The following is a 17897-nucleotide window of genomic DNA, read 5'->3' as shown; positions in this document are numbered from 1 at the left end:
GGTTAATATGCTTTTTCGTCGCCTTTAATGGCTTTAATAATAGTTTGAATAATAATTTTTAGGTCCAAAAATATAGACCAATTTTCTATATAAAAAATATCGTATTTCACCCGACCAATAATATCTTTGTCCGTCTCTACTTCGCCTCTATATCCACTCACTTGTGCCAGGCCCGTAATCCCCGGTTTTACAAAGTGACGTACCATAAATTTATCAACTTTATTGGCATACATTTCTGTATGGCTTAGCATATGTGGTCGTGGCCCAACAACAGACATATCGCCTATGAGCACATTGAAAAATTGGGGGAGTTCATCCATACTGGTTTGACGCATAATTTTGCCCAGTTTAGTAATCCTTTGGTCCGCTTTTGATACTTGAATAACATTTGCTTTATCATTTATAACCATTGATCTGAACTTAAAACAAGTAAATGACTTGTAATTATAGCCATTTCGAAGCTGAGAAAAGAACACTGGCCCCCTAGATTCAATCTTTATGAGAAGTGCTAATAAGGGGGTCAACCAAGACAGGATTAGAACGATAATCAGCAAAGAAAAACCAATATCAAACAGTCGCTTCAGGGCTAGGTTGAAAGAATCATCCAAAGGAATGGTTCTGAATTCTAAGACAGGAACCATCCCGTAAAAATCGCGCTTTAGGTCTTGGTTGAGGACAGTATTTTGCTCTGGGACGAATTTGACAACTTTCAAATTATTGTCTGCAAATTTTGTAATCGCTTTCACATCAACAGCTTCTATTTCAGAAAGTGAGCAGTAAATTTCATCAACACTTTCAGCTTTGATATAACTAAAAAGTGTGTTTAAGTCTATCTTCTCTCTTTTTTTAAAGGACACGGTTTTTGTGTTAATAAAGCCTGACTCAGGATTATTCTTGAAAAACAACTCAAGATCCTTTGCTTCTTTGCTGTCTCCAAGAATAATTGTTCTTCGTGTATTCCCTTTTAGATAAGCTCTATAATTCTTTAAAAGAAAAAATAACAGATACTTAAACAATGATATAAAAAGAAAACAGAAAATAATATATCTTAAAATCAGAACTGGGTTAAGGTTAGATTGTGGAAAAACTCCTTCATAGGCAAACACCAGTAATGAAAAAAACAACGCTTGACGTACTAAAAGGTTATAGACACGAAGAGCGCTTGAATAACGGTGAACTTCATAAAATTTTGAAATAAGGGCTGTAACAACCCAGCCCAAAGAAATAGTCACGGTATATCTTAAAGAAAATGCTTGAGGAAAGAGACACAAAGCCGCTACCACATTGATTACTGTTAGATCAATGGTGTGAAAAATAGGCTTAATCAGCCACGAATAACGTCCTTGTCTGAAACTGCTCACTAGCGTTTGATGTGTTTAGAAAAGTCTTTATGATCGACTTTAAAAAGTTTTGATTCAGGTAATGTTCTAAAATATTCTAATGTCTTTTTCATGCCCTCACTTCGATTGACTTTAGGTGCCCAATTTAATATTTTTTTTGCTAAGCTAATATTGGGTTGGCGTTTTAATGGGTCATCTTTAGGGAGGGGTTTATATTTTATTTTTTGATTGGTATTTGTAAGAGTTAAGATTTCTTGTGCGAATTCTGAAATGGTAATTTCGCCGGGGTTGCCAAGATTAACAGGCAGTGTATAGTCGCTAAAAAGCAATCGGTAAATGCCCTCAATTAAATCATCTACAAAGCAGAACGAACGTGTTTGACTGCCATCTCCAAATACCGTAAGGTCTTCCCCTCTAAGCGACTGCCCCATAAATGCGGGAATCACTCGGCCGTCATTCAGACGCATACGAGGGCCATAGGTATTAAAAATACGGGCAATCCGAGTCTCCAGCCCGTGAAAACGATGATAGGCCATGGTCAATGCTTCTTGAAAGCGCTTGGCTTCGTCATAAACCCCACGAGGGCCAATAGCGCTGACATTACCATAATATTCTTCTGACTGTGGATGTACAAGTGGATCGCCATAGACCTCTGAGGTCGAGGCGATAAGAATACGGGCGTTTTTGGCTTTTGCTAAACCTAATAAATTGTGTGTCCCAAGCGAGCCTACTTTCAGGGTTTGAATAGGGATTTTAAGGTAATCAATTGGGCTGGCAGGAGAAGCAAAATGTAAGATATAATCTATAGTCTGGGCGATATCTATATGATTTGTAACATCATGCTCTATAAACTCAAAATTGGGGTGCTTAAAAAGATGATGTATATTGTCTTGATCTCCAGTAATGTAGTTGTCCATCCCAATAACATGAAACTCCTCAGCAATAAAACGATCACAGAGGTGTGATCCTAAAAAGCCTGCGGCGCCAGTGATAAGAACGGTTTTGGACATAAAGATTTATTTGTCATGCCAAATATAATTAGATTGTTTGGTTTGGGGAGTATTACAGATAAGTATTATTTTGTGCGGAAGAAATCTTTGGACTTTAATTCTACAAAGTCTTTGATTTCTTTTTCAAATCGTTTTTTTGAAAATTTTTCTACACTAGCCCTAATTATTTCAGGCTCAAAGGATTGCGTATCAAAGTATTTCAGAGCATTTAAGATTGATTGACTTGTTTGATTTTCAAATAAAATACCTGTATAATTATGTTTGACCGTTTCTAATAAACCGCCTTTTGCAAGACCAATTACTGGGGTTCCGCATGCTTGAGCTTCAACTGGAACTATTCCAAAATCTTCCTCGGCAGCAAACACAAATGCTCTAGCGTTTCGCATGTAAACCTTTAATTTAGATGGTTCAATATACCCTAAAAACTCAATATTATCTTTGGCTATTTTCTTTAGTTTTTTTTCCTCTGGCCCAGATCCTGCTATGATTAATTTTTTGTTGGGTAATTCATTGAATGCCCTAATTATGATTTCAATTTTTTTATATGAAACCAACCTCGATGCAGTAAAAAAGAAATCCTCTTTCTTGACTTTTAATTTAAACTTACTAATATCAACCGGAGGGTAAATTACTTTACTATTTCGATTATAGTTTTTTTTTATTCTTTTCTGTATATATTTAGAATTCGCAATAAAAAAATCAACGCTCTTATTGTTGTTGTAGTCCCATCTTCTTATTTTATTTAAAACCCATTTTGCATACATCCCCCTAATGCCCGTGTTGAAATTTGAGTCTTCTAAATATTGATGATAAAAATCCCAAGCATATCGCATTGGTGAATGACAATAACATATGTGTAGTTGATTTTGATTAGTTAAAACACCCTTGGCTATTGATGCAGAAGATGATAGAACTAGGTCATATTCCTTTAAATCAAGTCGCTCCATTGCTTTAGGGAAAAGTTGTAAAAATTTTCTGTGGTTTGACTTTGCGGTAGGCAGGTTTTGAATAAAGCTAGTTTTGACTGTTTTGCCTCCTAAAATAAATTCTCTATCCTCATTATTTAAAAAGTCAATTAAAGAAAAATGGGCTAAATCATTCCAAACATTGTTTATTGAATGAACAACCTTTTCGGCGCCTCCATTTACATAATACCAATCATGAACTAATGCTCTCTTCATTAACTTTAATTAAATTATTTTTTAGCAATAAAAGGATTATTGTAAATGCTACAAAAGGATAAATCCCAGCGCCTCTTAAATAATTAAACATTAACAAAAATACATTAATAATTATGATATAAATTACTAATGGAAGCCAAATAAAGTTGTTTTTTGCATTTAAAAATACAATCTTTTGAAAGCCACCAAAAACAAACATAAAAAGAGGAGTTAACCAGCCAAAATCTAGAAAAAGAGCTCCAAAAGTTGTTATGTAAACATATTCTCTTGGAGAGGTGTTAATATTTCCTTTATTAAATAGTCTGCCAAAAGGACTAAAGGTATAAGAGCCATAGGTTAGCGGTATTGGTTTTCCTTTTACAATATGGTTAAACTCAAAGAAACCATGAGTAATATATTGTCCTAAATGAAGAAATGTCAAAGCTGTCCGCTTATTTAAATCAGAAGTGCTGTCTGATAAAATATACAACTCAATATTTTTTGACGGCTTTAATAAATCGTTATATCTAGCAGATAAAATCTCATTGTATATATTTTTCCCTTCTTTTGCTTCTCTTTTAAATAACAAAAGATTTGTAACTATAAATAATGATATTGCTCCAAAAAGAGTCAAAATAATTTTCTTCTTTGTTAATTTAATCTTTGTAAAAACTAGGGTTGAAAAAACTAGAATAATAGCAATATCAAAAAAAGGCTTTCTAGATCCTAACAAAAGTGCTTCTACAAGGGGCAAAAATAGAAGTGCAAAAGAGAGAATTTTTAATCGTTTGTTTTGAAGATTTAAACTTATTACAATTACTATTGGAAAAAAATAAAGAGCTTTTAATACGGAGGCAATTTTAAAAGGAATTTGTACAAACTCAAAACCACTCCCAACCAAAGATCTGTTTAAAGCGTAACTGTTTGATAATGTCATCTCACGAACAAAAAACAGGTCAATAAAGCGCACCAAAAAACTAAGTGCTGTAATAATGATTATCTTATATAAAATTGAAATCAATTCTACCTGATTGTAAACCTCTTTTTCCTTTTTTTTAAGATTAATCGTTACAAATCCAAATATCAAGCTCAAATAACAAGCAACGATAAATAGTGTTGTTTTGGGTTGAATGGGCTCAACAATTTGAACAGGAAGTGTAACAAACACACAAAACCATATGACAACTCCAAATATCAGACTAAAATAGAACAGCTTATTTATGTTAAGATAGTTCACGGACATAAAATTAAATAATAGTACCCAATAGTAAATAAATATAATGATGCGATCGTGAGCGCAGATTTTCTAAAAATTATATTTTTTTTATATAAACTAAAATATTGAATAAGACAGGCTGTTGATATTATAGTGAAATGTATAAGTACCAAAAATTGTAAATCCATTTGATTTCTACAAAAGTAAAAAACAATTAGCGCTACAACCGACAATCCTAAAAATTTAATATTGTTTTTGGCGGCGAGTTTTTCCCTGTCAATGATACTCGAATTTAATGCAGTTGCAATCCAAACAACCATCTGAGCAGATAATATAAAATAAATGTTTTTGTAGGATTGAAAAGTGTCCGTAAAAAAGTCTGAGAATTCTCCAACAATGTATGGTGAAATGAAAAAAATTAGTACGGAAAGTGTATATATAAACAGAAAAAATTTGAAGTAATACTCATCTAACAATAAAGGGCTCAGCGTATAAATTTTCTTGAAAAAAAGAATATTTATTACTTGATAAATCATTACAACAATTGCTGCCAACCTAAAATAAAAAGCGTATACACCTACAGCCTCAAAATCAAAAAAGTATTCTACCAATATTCTGCCTGAGGTCGTAATTAAAAATATTAAAAAAGTAGAAATTAAAAGATGAACACTAAAGCTTAAAATGATTTTATATCCATCAATTAATATTTGATTTTTATGTTTAAAGAAATTATAAATACTATAAAACACATAACCCATAGCATATAATATTATAAATACATTAATTGCATTAATACTAATTGCTACCAACCCAAGTAGTGAAAAAATGTAATATACTAACAGAACAATGTAAAGCCCTGAATCTAAAATTACAGCAACTATTGATTTTTCGTGGGACTTTAATTGAGTTGAATAAAATACTTGATTTGCAATTATATACGACACATTGAATGCTAAATAAAAATTGATGTTCAATTCAAAGAAAAAAAACAAAATTTGATTTATCACAAATGGTATTAGCAACACCAACACATGGAGTTTAAACGACGGTTGTAATTCTAATCTTTTTTCTCTTAATATGAAATATGGATAAGCTCCTGGAACACCTAGATTGATTACTGTATTAACAATCATCCCTAAGCCCGCCAATGCATATTCTAGAATACCAAAATCAGTACGAGATAATACATCTGCTAAAAATAGAGGTACAAAATAAACCGTTGCCTTGGCTATGGTAAATACTAAGACAAAGAAGCTATGTTTTCTTATGCGGGCGACTATTTTCAAAAAATCGTTTTCTTAAAAAATAAAATTGATTTCATAATTTTATCAACTATTGTTGGTTTTCTATTAGTACTCCATTGTTATTGTCTTCTAAAATATTTATGTTAGGATTATCATTAATTATATCTAATACTCCAATAGTAAAAGGCCTTGTTTTATCCCCATAGTCAAAATGAGCTGTATATTTTGCTTTGCTACCTTTCTCATTAATGACAACTTTTTCAATATAACTATTATAACATTTGTTGACCCAAAGCGCCTTAAACTCTATTTCTTCTCCTTTGACTGCGTCTTGCATTGGAGACATATGCTCTGAACTGCCAACACCAAACTTATCTATATAAACTTCACCTATCAAATGATCTTTCCCAGTAATGTAAACCCCATGACGGTCCGTTGATTTGATGTGTACCTTGTCAATTTGTACATTTTCTGGATTATTGTTCCACCCGTCAATTGAAAGAGCTGCATGATTGTGTTGGTACTTTTTATCACCAGAGCCAAAATCATCTATTTCTAAAAATTTGATTTTTATGTCTTTACACCCGAGAATAGAAAGAAAGAAAAATGATGCAGGAAAATAAAATTGATTTCATAAATAATATTTTTAATTAGTTTTATAAGCCATAGTATTTAAACTTTTATCTAACACATACAAAAATGGAATTAAAACGGCAAAAATGACAACACCATGTTGCCTATCTAAATACGATTCTACAACGCAAGCAAAGCTAAAAAAGGTTAAAATAAATGGATAAAAAAAATATTTTGTTTTTATTTTTTTGAATAAACAAAATAGAAGCCACAAAAACAAGATCCCTCCCAAAAAACCTGTTTTAAGAAATTCCGATAAATATTGATTGTGGTTGTTTAGTTCTCCCTTTAATGCTGCTTTAAAATTAATTGTCTTATACTGCTTTTTTAATGCGCTTTGAAAATCTCCAGTACCAACTCCAAAGGGTAATGATTGGCCGATTTCTTTCAACGCTAAATAATTAATAAGCAACCTGTGTTCGAATGTGTTTTTGGTTTGCGTGTATTTATTTTTTGTAATAATGGTCTCAAGGTTCAAATCTGTTGTTTTAATAAACACATTTATTCTATTTTTTAAAATTGGGGTTTGCATTGCTGCAAACAAACAAACACATCCAATTATCATCAAAAAATAAGCGTTCTTTTGTTTTCGTTTTAAAAACAACGATGTGATAAAATATATCCATGAAGCAAAAAGAAAAAACAATATCGTTTTGTTCCCTAGCAAAAATAAAACCCCCACGGATATACATAGTAAAATAGTGTGCAGGATCAATTGTTTTTGCTCAAGAATTGATTTTAATGAAATTAAAATTGGAAGAAAAACAATAAACGCTATATAGAACTGACTAACCCCTAACTGCTCTTCAATTGTAAAATGCACAAATGTATTTAGAGTGCGCTGTAAAATAAAAACATGACTTATAATTAGGCCAATAAATGTTATAACAATTGAATATTTTAAGAAACATAAAAGTTTTAGCACATTCTTTTTTGTTATTGATTCTAAAAACATGATGGGAGGGATAAGGCATAAAGGCAGCAAAACTACAATCCTCCTTAAGGCAAATTCTTTGTCTTCTGAATAAAAATATCCAACACATTGGACCAAGAAAAATGCTATGAATAATACTGAAGCTTTATGTGTTTTTAGGGCTTTTAATTTTTTTGTAATATTTGCTTTACTGTCTAAAAAAAATATTGGTACTAATAAATATAAGGCGATGTTGTTTACTGCATAAGACAATGGAAATGAGCAAATAATGATGGCCACAACGATACAAAATAATTTAGATCGTTGGTTAATTAAGCTCCTGATCGTAATACTCATTTTTAACTAAAATATTTGTTAATTGATCATCAAAAATTGGTAATTGTTTTGCTGAACCACTCATTCTAATATTGTTAATAAACGTTGGCTCATGGTATCTCCCCTCATCCAATCTTAGACTATATCCCCGCTTGTTAGGGGTGGTACTATATATATCTAACGAATCTATCTCACAGTTATTACATTTGTTTATCCAAAGAGCTGAAAAAACTGTTTCTTCTCCAGTCTTAGCATCATCTAAGCCAAACATATTTTCATTACTGCCCAATCCAAAATTTGAAATCTTAATATTGTTTAGTTTATGATTTTGCCCTGTAAGATAAAGTGCTGTTCTGCCTGCGTTATTAATTTCCAGTTTATTAATCTGAATATTTTTAGGGTTGTCATTCCAACCGTGAATCTGTAAAGATGCCGCTGTATGCTTAAAAAAGTCATCCCCTGTAGCTCCAGTATCACTAATGAAAAGAGAATCAAATTTTATATTCTTACTTCCAGCGTAAATACTAACACCGCGATTTTTTTGCTCATATATATTTTGGGTTTGATTGGATTTTACAATAACTTTTTCAAAAGAAATATCATGTGATTGGACAATAAAAAGTTTGTCTAAAATAGTGACTGAACCGTTGATTTTAATGCGTTCTGAATTATTAGTAATTTGAAGGTATCCTGCCAAAATAACCTCATCAAATTTAATTGTAACATTTGAGGTGTTTTCCAAACTAACAGAAGTATTATAATATCCTGGAGGAAAATAAATTGGCAGCCCTTGGTTGGCAAGACTGAGCACATTTTTGAAATCGTTTGTTGATATAGTTTGTTCTGGAAAAACACCATATCGCCTTACATCTCCTTTAGTGAAGGTTTGGTGAATAATAAACTCACTGTCATCAACATTAAGTGTTTCTTCTGGGGGAACTATATTTATTATTTCTTTAGAATCCACACAAGATAAGCAAAGTATTAAACTAAAAAGTAAATAAGCGAATCTCATAATTTATGCTTTGCAATGAAGGTCAAATTATTTGGCCAGTACTTAAAAACTAATAATGAAATAAAAAAAGTAAATAAATAATAGGATGATGACCCCATTAAAAAATTCAAATAAATTGAGGTGATGATGATTGTGGAAAGATATCCATAAAAAATAATATATTGAGTGTGTCCTCTTTTTGCATGTGTATAGATTCGTTTTGAAAAACGCCCCCAAAAAAACAAAAGCACTATACCAAATAAACCAAAGTCAATATAAAAAGGCCCAAAGAAAGTTTGATAAACTGCTTTTCTTTTTACTATGTCGTTGAGTTCGTCAAATGATTTCAGAGGGGCGCCAAAAACTCTAAAAAATTTAAAAAACACATTAAACTCATATTGGCCATAGTGATAACCCGTGGTTTTTTCAAGGTCGTTTACTAGTCTTACATATTCAAAAACCCCATGAGCAAAGTAATGTTTTAAGCTAAAAAGACCCAACATTCGACTTTTTTCATTGGGGAGAGCTGAGTAAAAAGCTTCTTTGAAATCTTTATCAAACTTCACCCATTGGTAGTCTTTTTGTTCCCAAACTTTAAACACAGTATCTCCATAATTAAAACGTGTTAATCGTGTGTCTAAAACCTTTATGGAATAGGATACAAACAAAAGTGACACTATTGCCAAAGGAATTATCACCTTTTTTTTAAATAGAAATTTAGGCAACGAAGCTAATGTTGTTTTTAAAACTTTAAATTTTACAATAGTAAACGTTGTGTTTTTAAAAAAGCTGGCATAACTTACAATAATAATGGTCGTACCAAGTAATGCAATAATGGTTCTCCCTCCCATAAAAAAGGTTTCTATAATTGGGTAGAGACCAAAACTTACTATTAAAAACAGGTGCGTTTTATTAAAAATTTTATAGTTATAAATTGTAACAAGAAGTGCTAAAAAAGAAAAAGGATATAATATAGATGCAATTACTCCAACTGCTCCGCCTGTTAACTCTTTTCCCATATTCTCCAAGCGTTGTTCAAAAATATCATTGGCTATATAAATACCACTTTTAAAAAAACCTATATATAATTTTAACAAAATTCCAATGACACCTATGAAAAAAAATAAATATGCAATCTGTTTTGTCTTTTTGTTTGATGTTACTTTTAAAGGTTTGACTAAGCTAGTTTTCAAAGAAATAACCCCTAAGCAAAAAGCTAGAACAAATAAAGTAAGCGTAAATAATGGAAACCAAATACCGCCACTATATAAATAAGTAACTGGGAGCTGACTGTAAAAAAATACCCAAACCAAAAGAGACCACAACAATAATTTTATTGGATGTATTGCTTGCATTATTCTTTTTTATATATAAGTTCAACTAAACCATGATCTTTTACTTTTTTTAGCTTGCTCTTTACTTTATCGAGGCTATTTTCAATATGTCGCAGACCTTGACTAACGTACATTCCTGGTTTTTCTAAGTCTTTAGAAACAACACTGCCACTGCCAACGTGAATGGCATTACCAACTTTTACGCCAGGATTAAAAATACAACCTGAACCTATGTATACGTTGTCACCTATTTGTATTTTACCATCAATTCTGATCCTATCTTTTCCTGTATTAGCATGGTAATAGCCATGTGTCCACATTTGAGATCTTACTCCAGCCAAAATAGAAAATTTTCCAAAACTTATACTTTGTGTTAAATCGATGTGATGACCAGTTGTTATTTTTGTTAATTCGCCCAAAATCAAATCGCTCTCTCCATAGGTTATTCCTAAATTACTTCTGGTTATGTAATTTTTATTACCAATAGCAGCTTTTTTATCAAGCTCTAAGTTAAATGGTCCCTTTAAAACATTTAGATATCCAATATATGCATCATTATTTAGTGTTATCGACTTATTTAGTATTAGATTTAAATGTCCAATTTTTACATTATCACCAAGCGTTATTTGTTTGGCTTTAATGAATGAAAAACCAATTTTTACTTTTTTTCCCACTTTGTGTCCAGATGCTCTTAACAACAAAACACCCAGGAATGAGGGTGAAATAAATACTAAAAAACCAATGAAATTTTTCAAACTTTACTGTTTAATATTTGATTGAACGCTTTTACTACATCACTTATATTGTCTTTAGAAACGGAATATGAACTATAATAAGGATCTGAAATAACGCCTTTATAACTTGTGGTGCTTAACAAATTTAAAAAATCTACCTTCTCAATATCCGATAAGATAGGGAAATTATTGTTTTGAATATTCAATATATAATCTTGCAGTAAATTAAATTCCTTCATAAATAAGCAATTTTTTGCTTTATTAAAAAACACCTCAACCAATGTTAGTATTGGTTTGTTAGCAAAAATACATTCTAAGGCAATAGTACCATTAACCGTAATAAATAAATTAACATCATTAAAAATATCATCCATAGATACTTGATGGTGGAGCATTTGTGCATTATGAGTGTTTTCTATGGAATGTAATAGCTCTTTAGATAATTCGTATTTTGATTTTGGGTTTGGCTTTATGTAAAGAATTTGATTGCCTAATAAATTATTGGCTATTTTTTTAATTGTATCCAATTGGTCTCTTCGAGGTCTTCCCCAAACATCAATATTAGCTTCAGGTTGTAGATGCAAAGGGTAGACAATGGAAAAATGCTTTTTATCTATTTCGAATAGTGCTTTAGCATCCCAAGCTGCTATATTTTTTTTCTTTTGTTGTTCTATTTTATATTTAACAATTGGGTTTGGCGTATTGTACTTTTCGCCTGTTAAATAGCCTTTTAAAACTTTTATTTTGTCTTTTAAAATCTTACTTTTTTTAAAAGACACTTTTTTCATATAATCTGGTTTCGAATCTCTATTAATAATGTTTTCAATAATAGTAAGCGCCTCTTTTTGAGATAAGAATTCTTCACTACCTACATAAGGGTGAACTGTATCGTATAAATAAAATGAAAATCGCTCTGAAGGATAGCGACAAGAAGATGGGTGCAAATATAAAATGTCCTTTTCTTTAGATATTTTTATGGCTAATAGTTCATGAAAAGCCGTGCTTTCTCCAAAAACAAAATTTGGTTCAATCTGTTCTACCAAGCTTTTAATTTCATGATAGTAATAATGAAAATAATTAGTGTCTTTTTTTTTGAAAAAATTTAATTGTCTATCTGAGTTTATTATACTATCAAGATTCGTTTTTGTATCTACTTTTATAGATTTTGAAGGATATTTAATTATGTGTATGTTTCCTACAGTTGGCAAAAACTTAGGGTTTTGAACAATCCAATATATTTCATGCCCAAGCTTTTCTAACTCGGCAGCTAACAAGTCAAAAAAATAAGTTTTGTATCTGTTTTCAATAAAAAGTAATTTCATTGCTTATAAGGGACTACTTTTATTTACTGTTTAATTAATTCAAAAGATAATGGTGTGCCTTTTTTAACATTCTTAATAACTCTTTTTCCCAGTATATTTTCATAATGCTTTGGGTGTAATCCAAAACTAGGGCGTACCGAACGAATATTCTCTTGGGTTAATTGATCTCCTTTTTTAAGATCTTTAGTTATAAATAAAGATCGTGAGAACTCTCTACTTTTCTTCTTTTTAGTAGTCATGGTGTAATCTACTTTCCCCATTAGTTTCTCTGTTAACCTAACAGCATCTACCATTTTTTGGAATTCCATTTCGTCTAAGGAAAAATGAGCATCTGGACCTCCTATTTTTTTATTTAAAATAAAGTGCTTTTCAATAACTTTTGCTCCTAATGCTACAGCAATCATTGGAGCTTCAATTCCCATAGTGTGATCTGATAATCCTGATTTTACCTTAAATCTTTTTTGAATATCTGGTATGGTTAATAAATTAGCATCTTCAGGAGTTGCAGGATAAGCCGACGTACATTTTAAAATTGTAATATCTGAATTTCCAGCTTTTTCACAAGTTTCAATGGCTAGTTCTATGTCTTCAATAGTGGCTATCCCTGTTGAAATGATAATTGGCTTTCCCTTGGAAGCAATATAACTAATTAGCGGAATATCCGTAATTTCAAACGAGGCTATCTTATAAATTGGATTATTTAAATCCTCTAAGAAATCAACAGCTGTTTTATCGAAGGGTGACGAAAAACAAACCAACCCTTCTTCTTGCGCTAAATCATAAAGTCTTTTGTGCCATTCCCATGGAAGTGATGCATTTTTATACAAATCGTATAAGTATTGGCCGTCCCATGCTGTACCTTGGCTTATTTTAAAATCATCTGTTTTAACATTTAGGGTTATAGTGTCTGCAGTATACGTTTGAAGTTTGATAGCATCAGCGCCAGCTCTTTTGGCAGCTCTAACGGTTTCTTCAGCAATTTCTATACTTCCTCCATGATTTGCGGAAAGTTCAGCAATAATAAAACATTTATCTTTCAGCATCCGATTTTTTCAATTTATATACAAAACTAAGGTTTCCTTTTATTATTTCGTCCTTAAAATGTTTAAATCTTGCCTTTTCAAAAGATTTAATAGATGCTAAATTTTCTTTTTTAATATAAGCATGGATTGGTTTGTCAAATCTTTTAAAATAATACGCTGCTGCTTCCTTTAAAAAATAAGTAGCCAATCCCTGTCCGCGATAATCTTTTGACACTACAATGCCTACAACTGAATATTCATTATTAATCTCATAGCGAACAATTCCAGAAGGCTGATTATTAACCAAAACAATTAAAAAAAGTGACTTCTCATCTTTAATCTTGTTCGTAAACCAATTTTTATGATCTTTTAAAGCAATCTCATCAGAATTATAAGAATTTTGACGTACTAAGTTATCATTAGACCATTTAAAAACTGTTAGCATGTCTTTTTCGCTAGCTTTTCTGAAGGAGATATGTAGTCTATTTATAAGCCCTAAAATTCTTTGAGAACTGTTTCCGTCAAAAATTTTTGATTGATTTTCTAAATACGCATTATGTAGAGGGCTTTTTAATAATGATGTTATCATGGACTGAAAATCCTCGGTAGTTGCTTTCCTAAAATCACCACCACTATAAATCACATTTAAATCAGCTAATTCTCTATAAATATTTTTCTGGTTTTCAACATAGAACCCACTTAGAATTGGCATTTTTACACAGCACAACTCATAAAGTATAGTGCTTGCTGGTGCTATACCAATGTGCGATTCTTTCATAACATTAACGAGTTCAGTTTCTGTAAGATTTTTATATAATTTGATTTTATCTGAATACTGTTTTGCTAGCTCAATAATGTCTTTATGATTATATGCTTCCCCTAGAACGATATTTATTTTTTTAAACTGTAGCAATGCTTTTACCGCTTTAAAGCTAAGATCGTTAGGGTCTGAGCCACCAAAGCACACAAAGGCAGTCTCTATACTATTAGTTTTTCTTTTTTCACGAGCTGCTTTTAAAAATGCTGGACGAAGTAGAGCAAACTGTGTCCCTAAGGCTAATTGTGTATATGGTTCCGTTTTATAATGCGTTTCATTTAGGTCTGGTGAATGGTTGATTACAATATCTGCATACATGTGTTCGGTTGCTAAATCATCTATATAAATAAATGTATAGCCTGCTGCTTTTAACTTCTTTTGGTAACTTGAATTAAAGTGATATCCATCAACAATCATGCTATGTGATTTAGCTCGAAATTGAGAATTAACCCATTCTGGTTCTTGATCTATAGTAATGTTTTGTGGAATTGTTACAAACCTATACTCTTTTGGAATGACTTTAGTCGTTGACTCTTCTTTGGTTAAAAACACAAAATTATATTGGCCTTTAGTCATTTCAACAAGACTAAATAATCTGTATAAGTGACCTAGTCCAGTTTTAGCATTTCCATCTGCCCTAAAGAGAATCGTTTTAGTCATTAATTTAATCGCTTAAATCCAGAATGACAAACTGGTCCTTCTAATAAGTCTTGAATATTTTTCTGACCTTTTTCACAATCAGATATCATCTTATAAACACCATCTAAAGCATCAAAATAATCAACTATTTGATCGTCTTTATGCTCTGTACAAGCATAGAAGTTTGTACTCGCTAAAAACCCTTTTTTAAGCATTTCTTGTGCTATAAAAGTTTTGTATTCCATAGCATTTTCACTATTAAAACTATAGGTGCTAAGTGCTGGCATTCCTGAAACTGAAATAGAGAGATTGTGTGTTTCTGCCAGAGATTTCCATTGGTTTTGTATTTTCTTTCCTTGATCAGTGATAATATCCCAAGAACTCATTTTGTACATTACTTCAAGCGTTTTCAACGCTGCTGTTGGCCCTATACGTTCTGTCCAAAATGTACTACTAATAAATGAAGTTTGTGCGGCTTCCATGACAGATTTTTTACCCACCACAGCAGTTAATGCATATCCGTTGCCAATAGTTTTTCCATACATAGCAACATCTGGTTCTACACCATACTTTTTATAAATCCCGCCATAGGTTTCTCTAAACCCAGAAGTACATTCGTCAAAAATTAGAACAATATTACGTTGTGTTGCTAAATCTCTTACCTTTTGTAAGAAGTTGTCCCTAGGGCCAAAGTTTCGCATAACCTCCATTTTGATTACACCAATATCGTTTTGATTTACAATAGAAAGAAGTTCTTCAAAATCATTATAATGAAATGGATATACCGTATTCTTTAAGTTTTTGGGTACGCCATTTGGATTTAGCCCAGAAAGTAAATGATTCGATAAATCGTCCCCTTTATTATGATTTGCTGAAAGATACCAATCATGCCAACCATGATAACCACAAATGGCTACTTTATCTTTGCCAGAAGCTGCTCTTGCAATTCTAATGGCAATTGAGTTTGCTTCACCTCCACTTCGTGCAAACCTAACCATATCAGCCCAAGGGTTTAGCTCTACCAACTTTTCCGCAAGTGCAACTTCTTCTGGGCAATTAAATGTACTCATGTTACCTTTTTTTACTGTCTCAATGACGGCATTATCTACCTCATCATTTCCATAACCTAAGGTATTTGTCCCAATACCCATAATACACATATCGGTATATTCCTTACCATCAAGATCCCAGACCTTACAACCTTTGGCTTTTGAAAAGTAAGACGGCCAATTGTCTGGTAGAAACATTTCTGGTCGTTTAGAAAGCAACATCGTTCCGCCTGGAATTAATGTTTTTGCCTTTTTATATAAGTTTTGTCCTGTTCTGTTATTCATGGGTTTATAAAATAATTCTAAGCATAAAGTTACTAATTGTTTTTGTCTTCATCTACAGATTTTTGATACCCTTCATTCCTTACAATCGTATCGTTAAGCGCTTTAACTTTTGGGTTGTTTAAATAATACTCTGCATAAGTTCTCCAGTCTTTGTCTAAACCTAAATCGTTAACAATATGCTTGATCACTTCTAGGTCTTTAGGTTCATCAACGGTTAAACGCACATGATTGTAATTATCATCTAAATCGTGATTATTAGATTTGAATAGCGAACCTCCTTTGTAAGTAGAGTTATTTCTAATATATGGAGTAACGTGTTCCCTATCTGACTTTAGAGATGCCTCCTTCCATGCTTTTTCTAAAGCAGAAAATTTAATCACTTCTATATCTTGTCCATCTGGATATTGCTCTTCTATAACATTCGCATAATAATCTAAATCTTCTTCTTTTGCCTTGGCTATGACCTCATCTAAAAGCATTGGGTCAATTAACGGACAATCAGATGTAAGTCTCACAATGTAATCGGGTTGAATATCCTTTACGGTTTGATAAAATCTGTCAAGGACATCGTTTTCACTTCCTCTGTGATACATAACGTCTAGACTATTTGCAAGACTTGCAATCACATCATCTGCTTTTTCTATAGTTGTTGCTATAATAATGGCATCAACTTGCTTTGCTTGTTTTATTCTATCAATGTGAATCTGTAGCAAAGTTTTATCTTCAATCTTTAATAAAACCTTATTTGGCAAACGCGTAGAACCTGATCTTGCCTGTGTTACTGCTATTACTTTCATTTACTTCAAAAATTTCCCTAATCTAAATATTTTCGACTGTTTTGTTAACACTCCATTTATTTCAATTTTCTTCACAACTATATAACCGTTTTTAACACTAACTTTATATTCATTGTTTTCGTTTTTACCAAAAATTAAACCATGTGAAAACGGATGAAAGCCGAGATCATCATGAAACTCGCCATCCAATATATTAATCTTTTGGTCTTCTAAAAAACAAAAGGCACCTTCGAAAGGGTAGCCAAAAGCCCAAATAAAATGTATTAATTGTTCTCCTGTATATTCTTTAAAATTAATTTTTCCATCTTTAGGAGTATACAGCCTTGGAAAAGTCGTTGATACACTTGTGTCTTGTTTTTCAGCAACAAAATTAGGGTTTTCTAGGTTCGTTAAACCTTTTAAAATAATATCATGAAAGATGTCCATTCTAGCTTTAAACACATCAATTGGGTATGATTTTTTGGGTATAGTATAATACGATTTTGCGATGATATCTCCTGTATCGATTCCAGAGTCAATAAAGTGCATGCAGCCATACTTTTCTTTTCCTAATTCGTTGTTTAAAATCATCCAAGAATCGCTTGCTGCTCCTCTATATGTTGGCAAAGGTGTTGTATGGATGTTCAGTACTTTTTGAGGAAACTCATTTAAAAAAGCACCCTTTAAGATGTTTCTACACCCTATGCTAATGATATAATCAGGATTATAATGTTTAATTTTTGAAACCGTTTTAGAATCATTGATGTTTTCAGATTCATGCACATCAATATCGTAATCCTTTTTTAAATTGAAAACATTGTAGGCATATTCATCATAAATATCTTTTCTGTTTTCAATGAGTTCTAAATCTCTTTTATGATCGTTAAATGGATGCGTAAAAAGAGCTACAACTTTGTATGTTTTACTGTTTTTTAATAAAGAATTCACAACAAATTTAACACCAACCCCATGACCTAATAGCACAATATTTTTCATGACAATTTTATTTTGATTTTAAATTAAAGCGTTTTTTTATAAACAGCAAGAGTTATTCAATAATTAATTTCTTAATG

General features: G+C 31.6%; 16 protein-coding genes. All 16 read right to left on the bottom strand.

All coding sequences use genetic code 11. The features are described 5' to 3' along the window. Nucleotides 1–2: 2 nt before the first annotated feature. Nucleotides 3–1361, bottom strand: coding sequence for an exopolysaccharide biosynthesis polyprenyl glycosylphosphotransferase (locus FORMA_RS05905; protein ID WP_069674788.1), 1359 nt, complete (start codon nucleotides 1359–1361; stop codon nucleotides 3–5). Further along, nucleotides 1361–2350 carry a UDP-glucuronic acid decarboxylase family protein gene (locus FORMA_RS05900; RefSeq protein WP_069674787.1) on the bottom strand — a complete coding sequence of 330 codons (990 nt, stop codon included), beginning with the start codon at nucleotides 2348–2350 and terminating at the stop codon, nucleotides 1361–1363. Before FORMA_RS05900 ends, FORMA_RS05905 begins: the two co-directional genes overlap by 1 nt. Before the next feature lie 65 nt (nucleotides 2351–2415). Further along, on the bottom strand, nucleotides 2416–3531 hold the full coding sequence (locus FORMA_RS05895; RefSeq protein WP_069674786.1) for a glycosyltransferase: 1116 nt from the start codon (nucleotides 3529–3531) through the stop codon (nucleotides 2416–2418). Beyond that, a complete protein-coding gene (locus FORMA_RS05890) occupies nucleotides 3509–4603 on the bottom strand; it encodes a hypothetical protein (protein ID WP_157506042.1) in 1095 nt (364 codons plus the stop codon). The genes FORMA_RS05895 and FORMA_RS05890 overlap by 23 nt, the downstream gene beginning before the upstream one ends. 140 nt (nucleotides 4604–4743) lie before the next feature. Further along, entirely contained in the window at nucleotides 4744–6012 is a 1269-nt protein-coding gene (locus tag FORMA_RS05885) for an oligosaccharide flippase family protein (protein WP_069674784.1), read from the bottom strand. A gap of 46 nt (nucleotides 6013–6058) precedes the next feature. Next, nucleotides 6059–6367: a hypothetical protein gene (locus FORMA_RS05880; protein ID WP_069674783.1), complete on the bottom strand. Its 309-nt coding sequence runs from the start codon at nucleotides 6365–6367 to the stop codon at nucleotides 6059–6061. Between the two features lie 249 nt (nucleotides 6368–6616). Continuing rightward, nucleotides 6617–7789: an O-antigen ligase family protein gene (locus tag FORMA_RS05875; protein WP_157506041.1), complete on the bottom strand. Its 1173-nt coding sequence runs from the start codon at nucleotides 7787–7789 to the stop codon at nucleotides 6617–6619. A gap of 55 nt (nucleotides 7790–7844) precedes the next feature. Further along, on the bottom strand, nucleotides 7845–8867 hold the full coding sequence (locus FORMA_RS05870; protein WP_069674781.1) for a hypothetical protein: 1023 nt from the start codon (nucleotides 8865–8867) through the stop codon (nucleotides 7845–7847). Continuing rightward, a complete protein-coding gene (locus tag FORMA_RS05865) occupies nucleotides 8864–9865 on the bottom strand; it encodes an O-antigen polymerase (protein ID WP_197500750.1) in 1002 nt (333 codons plus the stop codon). Before FORMA_RS05865 ends, FORMA_RS05870 begins: the two co-directional genes overlap by 4 nt. Before the next feature lie 335 nt (nucleotides 9866–10200). Further along, nucleotides 10201–10935, bottom strand: coding sequence for an acyltransferase (locus tag FORMA_RS05860; RefSeq protein WP_069674779.1), 735 nt, complete (start codon nucleotides 10933–10935; stop codon nucleotides 10201–10203). Continuing rightward, the gene (locus FORMA_RS05855; RefSeq protein ID WP_069674778.1) at nucleotides 10932–12236 is read right to left on the bottom strand and encodes a hypothetical protein; all 1305 of its coding nucleotides are present in this window, start codon (nucleotides 12234–12236) and stop codon (nucleotides 10932–10934) included. Before FORMA_RS05855 ends, FORMA_RS05860 begins: the two co-directional genes overlap by 4 nt. A 23-nt stretch (nucleotides 12237–12259) precedes the next feature. Continuing rightward, nucleotides 12260–13279 carry a pseudaminic acid synthase gene (pseI, locus tag FORMA_RS05850; protein WP_069674777.1) on the bottom strand — a complete coding sequence of 340 codons (1020 nt, stop codon included), beginning with the start codon at nucleotides 13277–13279 and terminating at the stop codon, nucleotides 12260–12262. Beyond that, on the bottom strand, nucleotides 13266–14735 hold the full coding sequence (gene pseG, locus FORMA_RS05845; RefSeq protein WP_069674776.1) for a UDP-2,4-diacetamido-2,4,6-trideoxy-beta-L-altropyranose hydrolase: 1470 nt from the start codon (nucleotides 14733–14735) through the stop codon (nucleotides 13266–13268). Before pseG ends, pseI begins: the two co-directional genes overlap by 14 nt. Beyond that, nucleotides 14735–16048, bottom strand: a complete 1314-nt coding sequence (locus FORMA_RS09335; RefSeq protein ID WP_069674775.1) for an aminotransferase class III-fold pyridoxal phosphate-dependent enzyme — start codon at nucleotides 16046–16048, stop codon at nucleotides 14735–14737. The genes pseG and FORMA_RS09335 overlap by 1 nt, the downstream gene beginning before the upstream one ends. A 32-nt stretch (nucleotides 16049–16080) precedes the next feature. After that, a complete protein-coding gene (locus tag FORMA_RS09330; protein ID WP_069674774.1) occupies nucleotides 16081–16845 on the bottom strand; it encodes a cytidylyltransferase domain-containing protein in 765 nt (254 codons plus the stop codon). After that, the gene (locus tag FORMA_RS05830) at nucleotides 16846–17820 is read right to left on the bottom strand and encodes a methionyl-tRNA formyltransferase (protein WP_069674773.1); all 975 of its coding nucleotides are present in this window, start codon (nucleotides 17818–17820) and stop codon (nucleotides 16846–16848) included. Nucleotides 17821–17897: the final 77 nt, after the last annotated feature.

This window comes from Formosa sp. Hel3_A1_48 (assembly GCF_001735715.1).
Lineage (GTDB): Bacteria > Bacteroidota > Bacteroidia > Flavobacteriales > Flavobacteriaceae > UBA3537.
The sequence above is the reverse complement of the archived record's forward strand: the minus strand, read 5'-3'. Positions and strand labels throughout refer to the sequence as shown.

Coding starts and splice junctions, on each gene's coding strand:
- FORMA_RS09335 (WP_069674775.1), bottom strand. CDS start 16,048: ATGAATAACAGAACAGGACAAAACTTATATAAAAAGGCAAAAACATTA.
- FORMA_RS05900 (WP_069674787.1), bottom strand. CDS start 2,350: ATGTCCAAAACCGTTCTTATCACTGGCGCCGCAGGCTTTTTAGGATCA.
- FORMA_RS05870 (WP_069674781.1), bottom strand. CDS start 8,867: ATGAGATTCGCTTATTTACTTTTTAGTTTAATACTTTGCTTATCTTGT.
- FORMA_RS05830 (WP_069674773.1), bottom strand. CDS start 17,820: ATGAAAAATATTGTGCTATTAGGTCATGGGGTTGGTGTTAAATTTGTT.
- FORMA_RS09330 (WP_069674774.1), bottom strand. CDS start 16,845: ATGAAAGTAATAGCAGTAACACAGGCAAGATCAGGTTCTACGCGTTTG.
- pseI (WP_069674777.1), bottom strand. CDS start 13,279: ATGCTGAAAGATAAATGTTTTATTATTGCTGAACTTTCCGCAAATCAT.
- pseG (WP_069674776.1), bottom strand. CDS start 14,735: ATGACTAAAACGATTCTCTTTAGGGCAGATGGAAATGCTAAAACTGGA.
- FORMA_RS05895 (WP_069674786.1), bottom strand. CDS start 3,531: ATGAAGAGAGCATTAGTTCATGATTGGTATTATGTAAATGGAGGCGCC.
- FORMA_RS05855 (WP_069674778.1), bottom strand. CDS start 12,236: ATGAAATTACTTTTTATTGAAAACAGATACAAAACTTATTTTTTTGAC.
- FORMA_RS05865 (WP_197500750.1), bottom strand. CDS start 9,865: ATGGGAAAAGAGTTAACAGGCGGAGCAGTTGGAGTAATTGCATCTATA.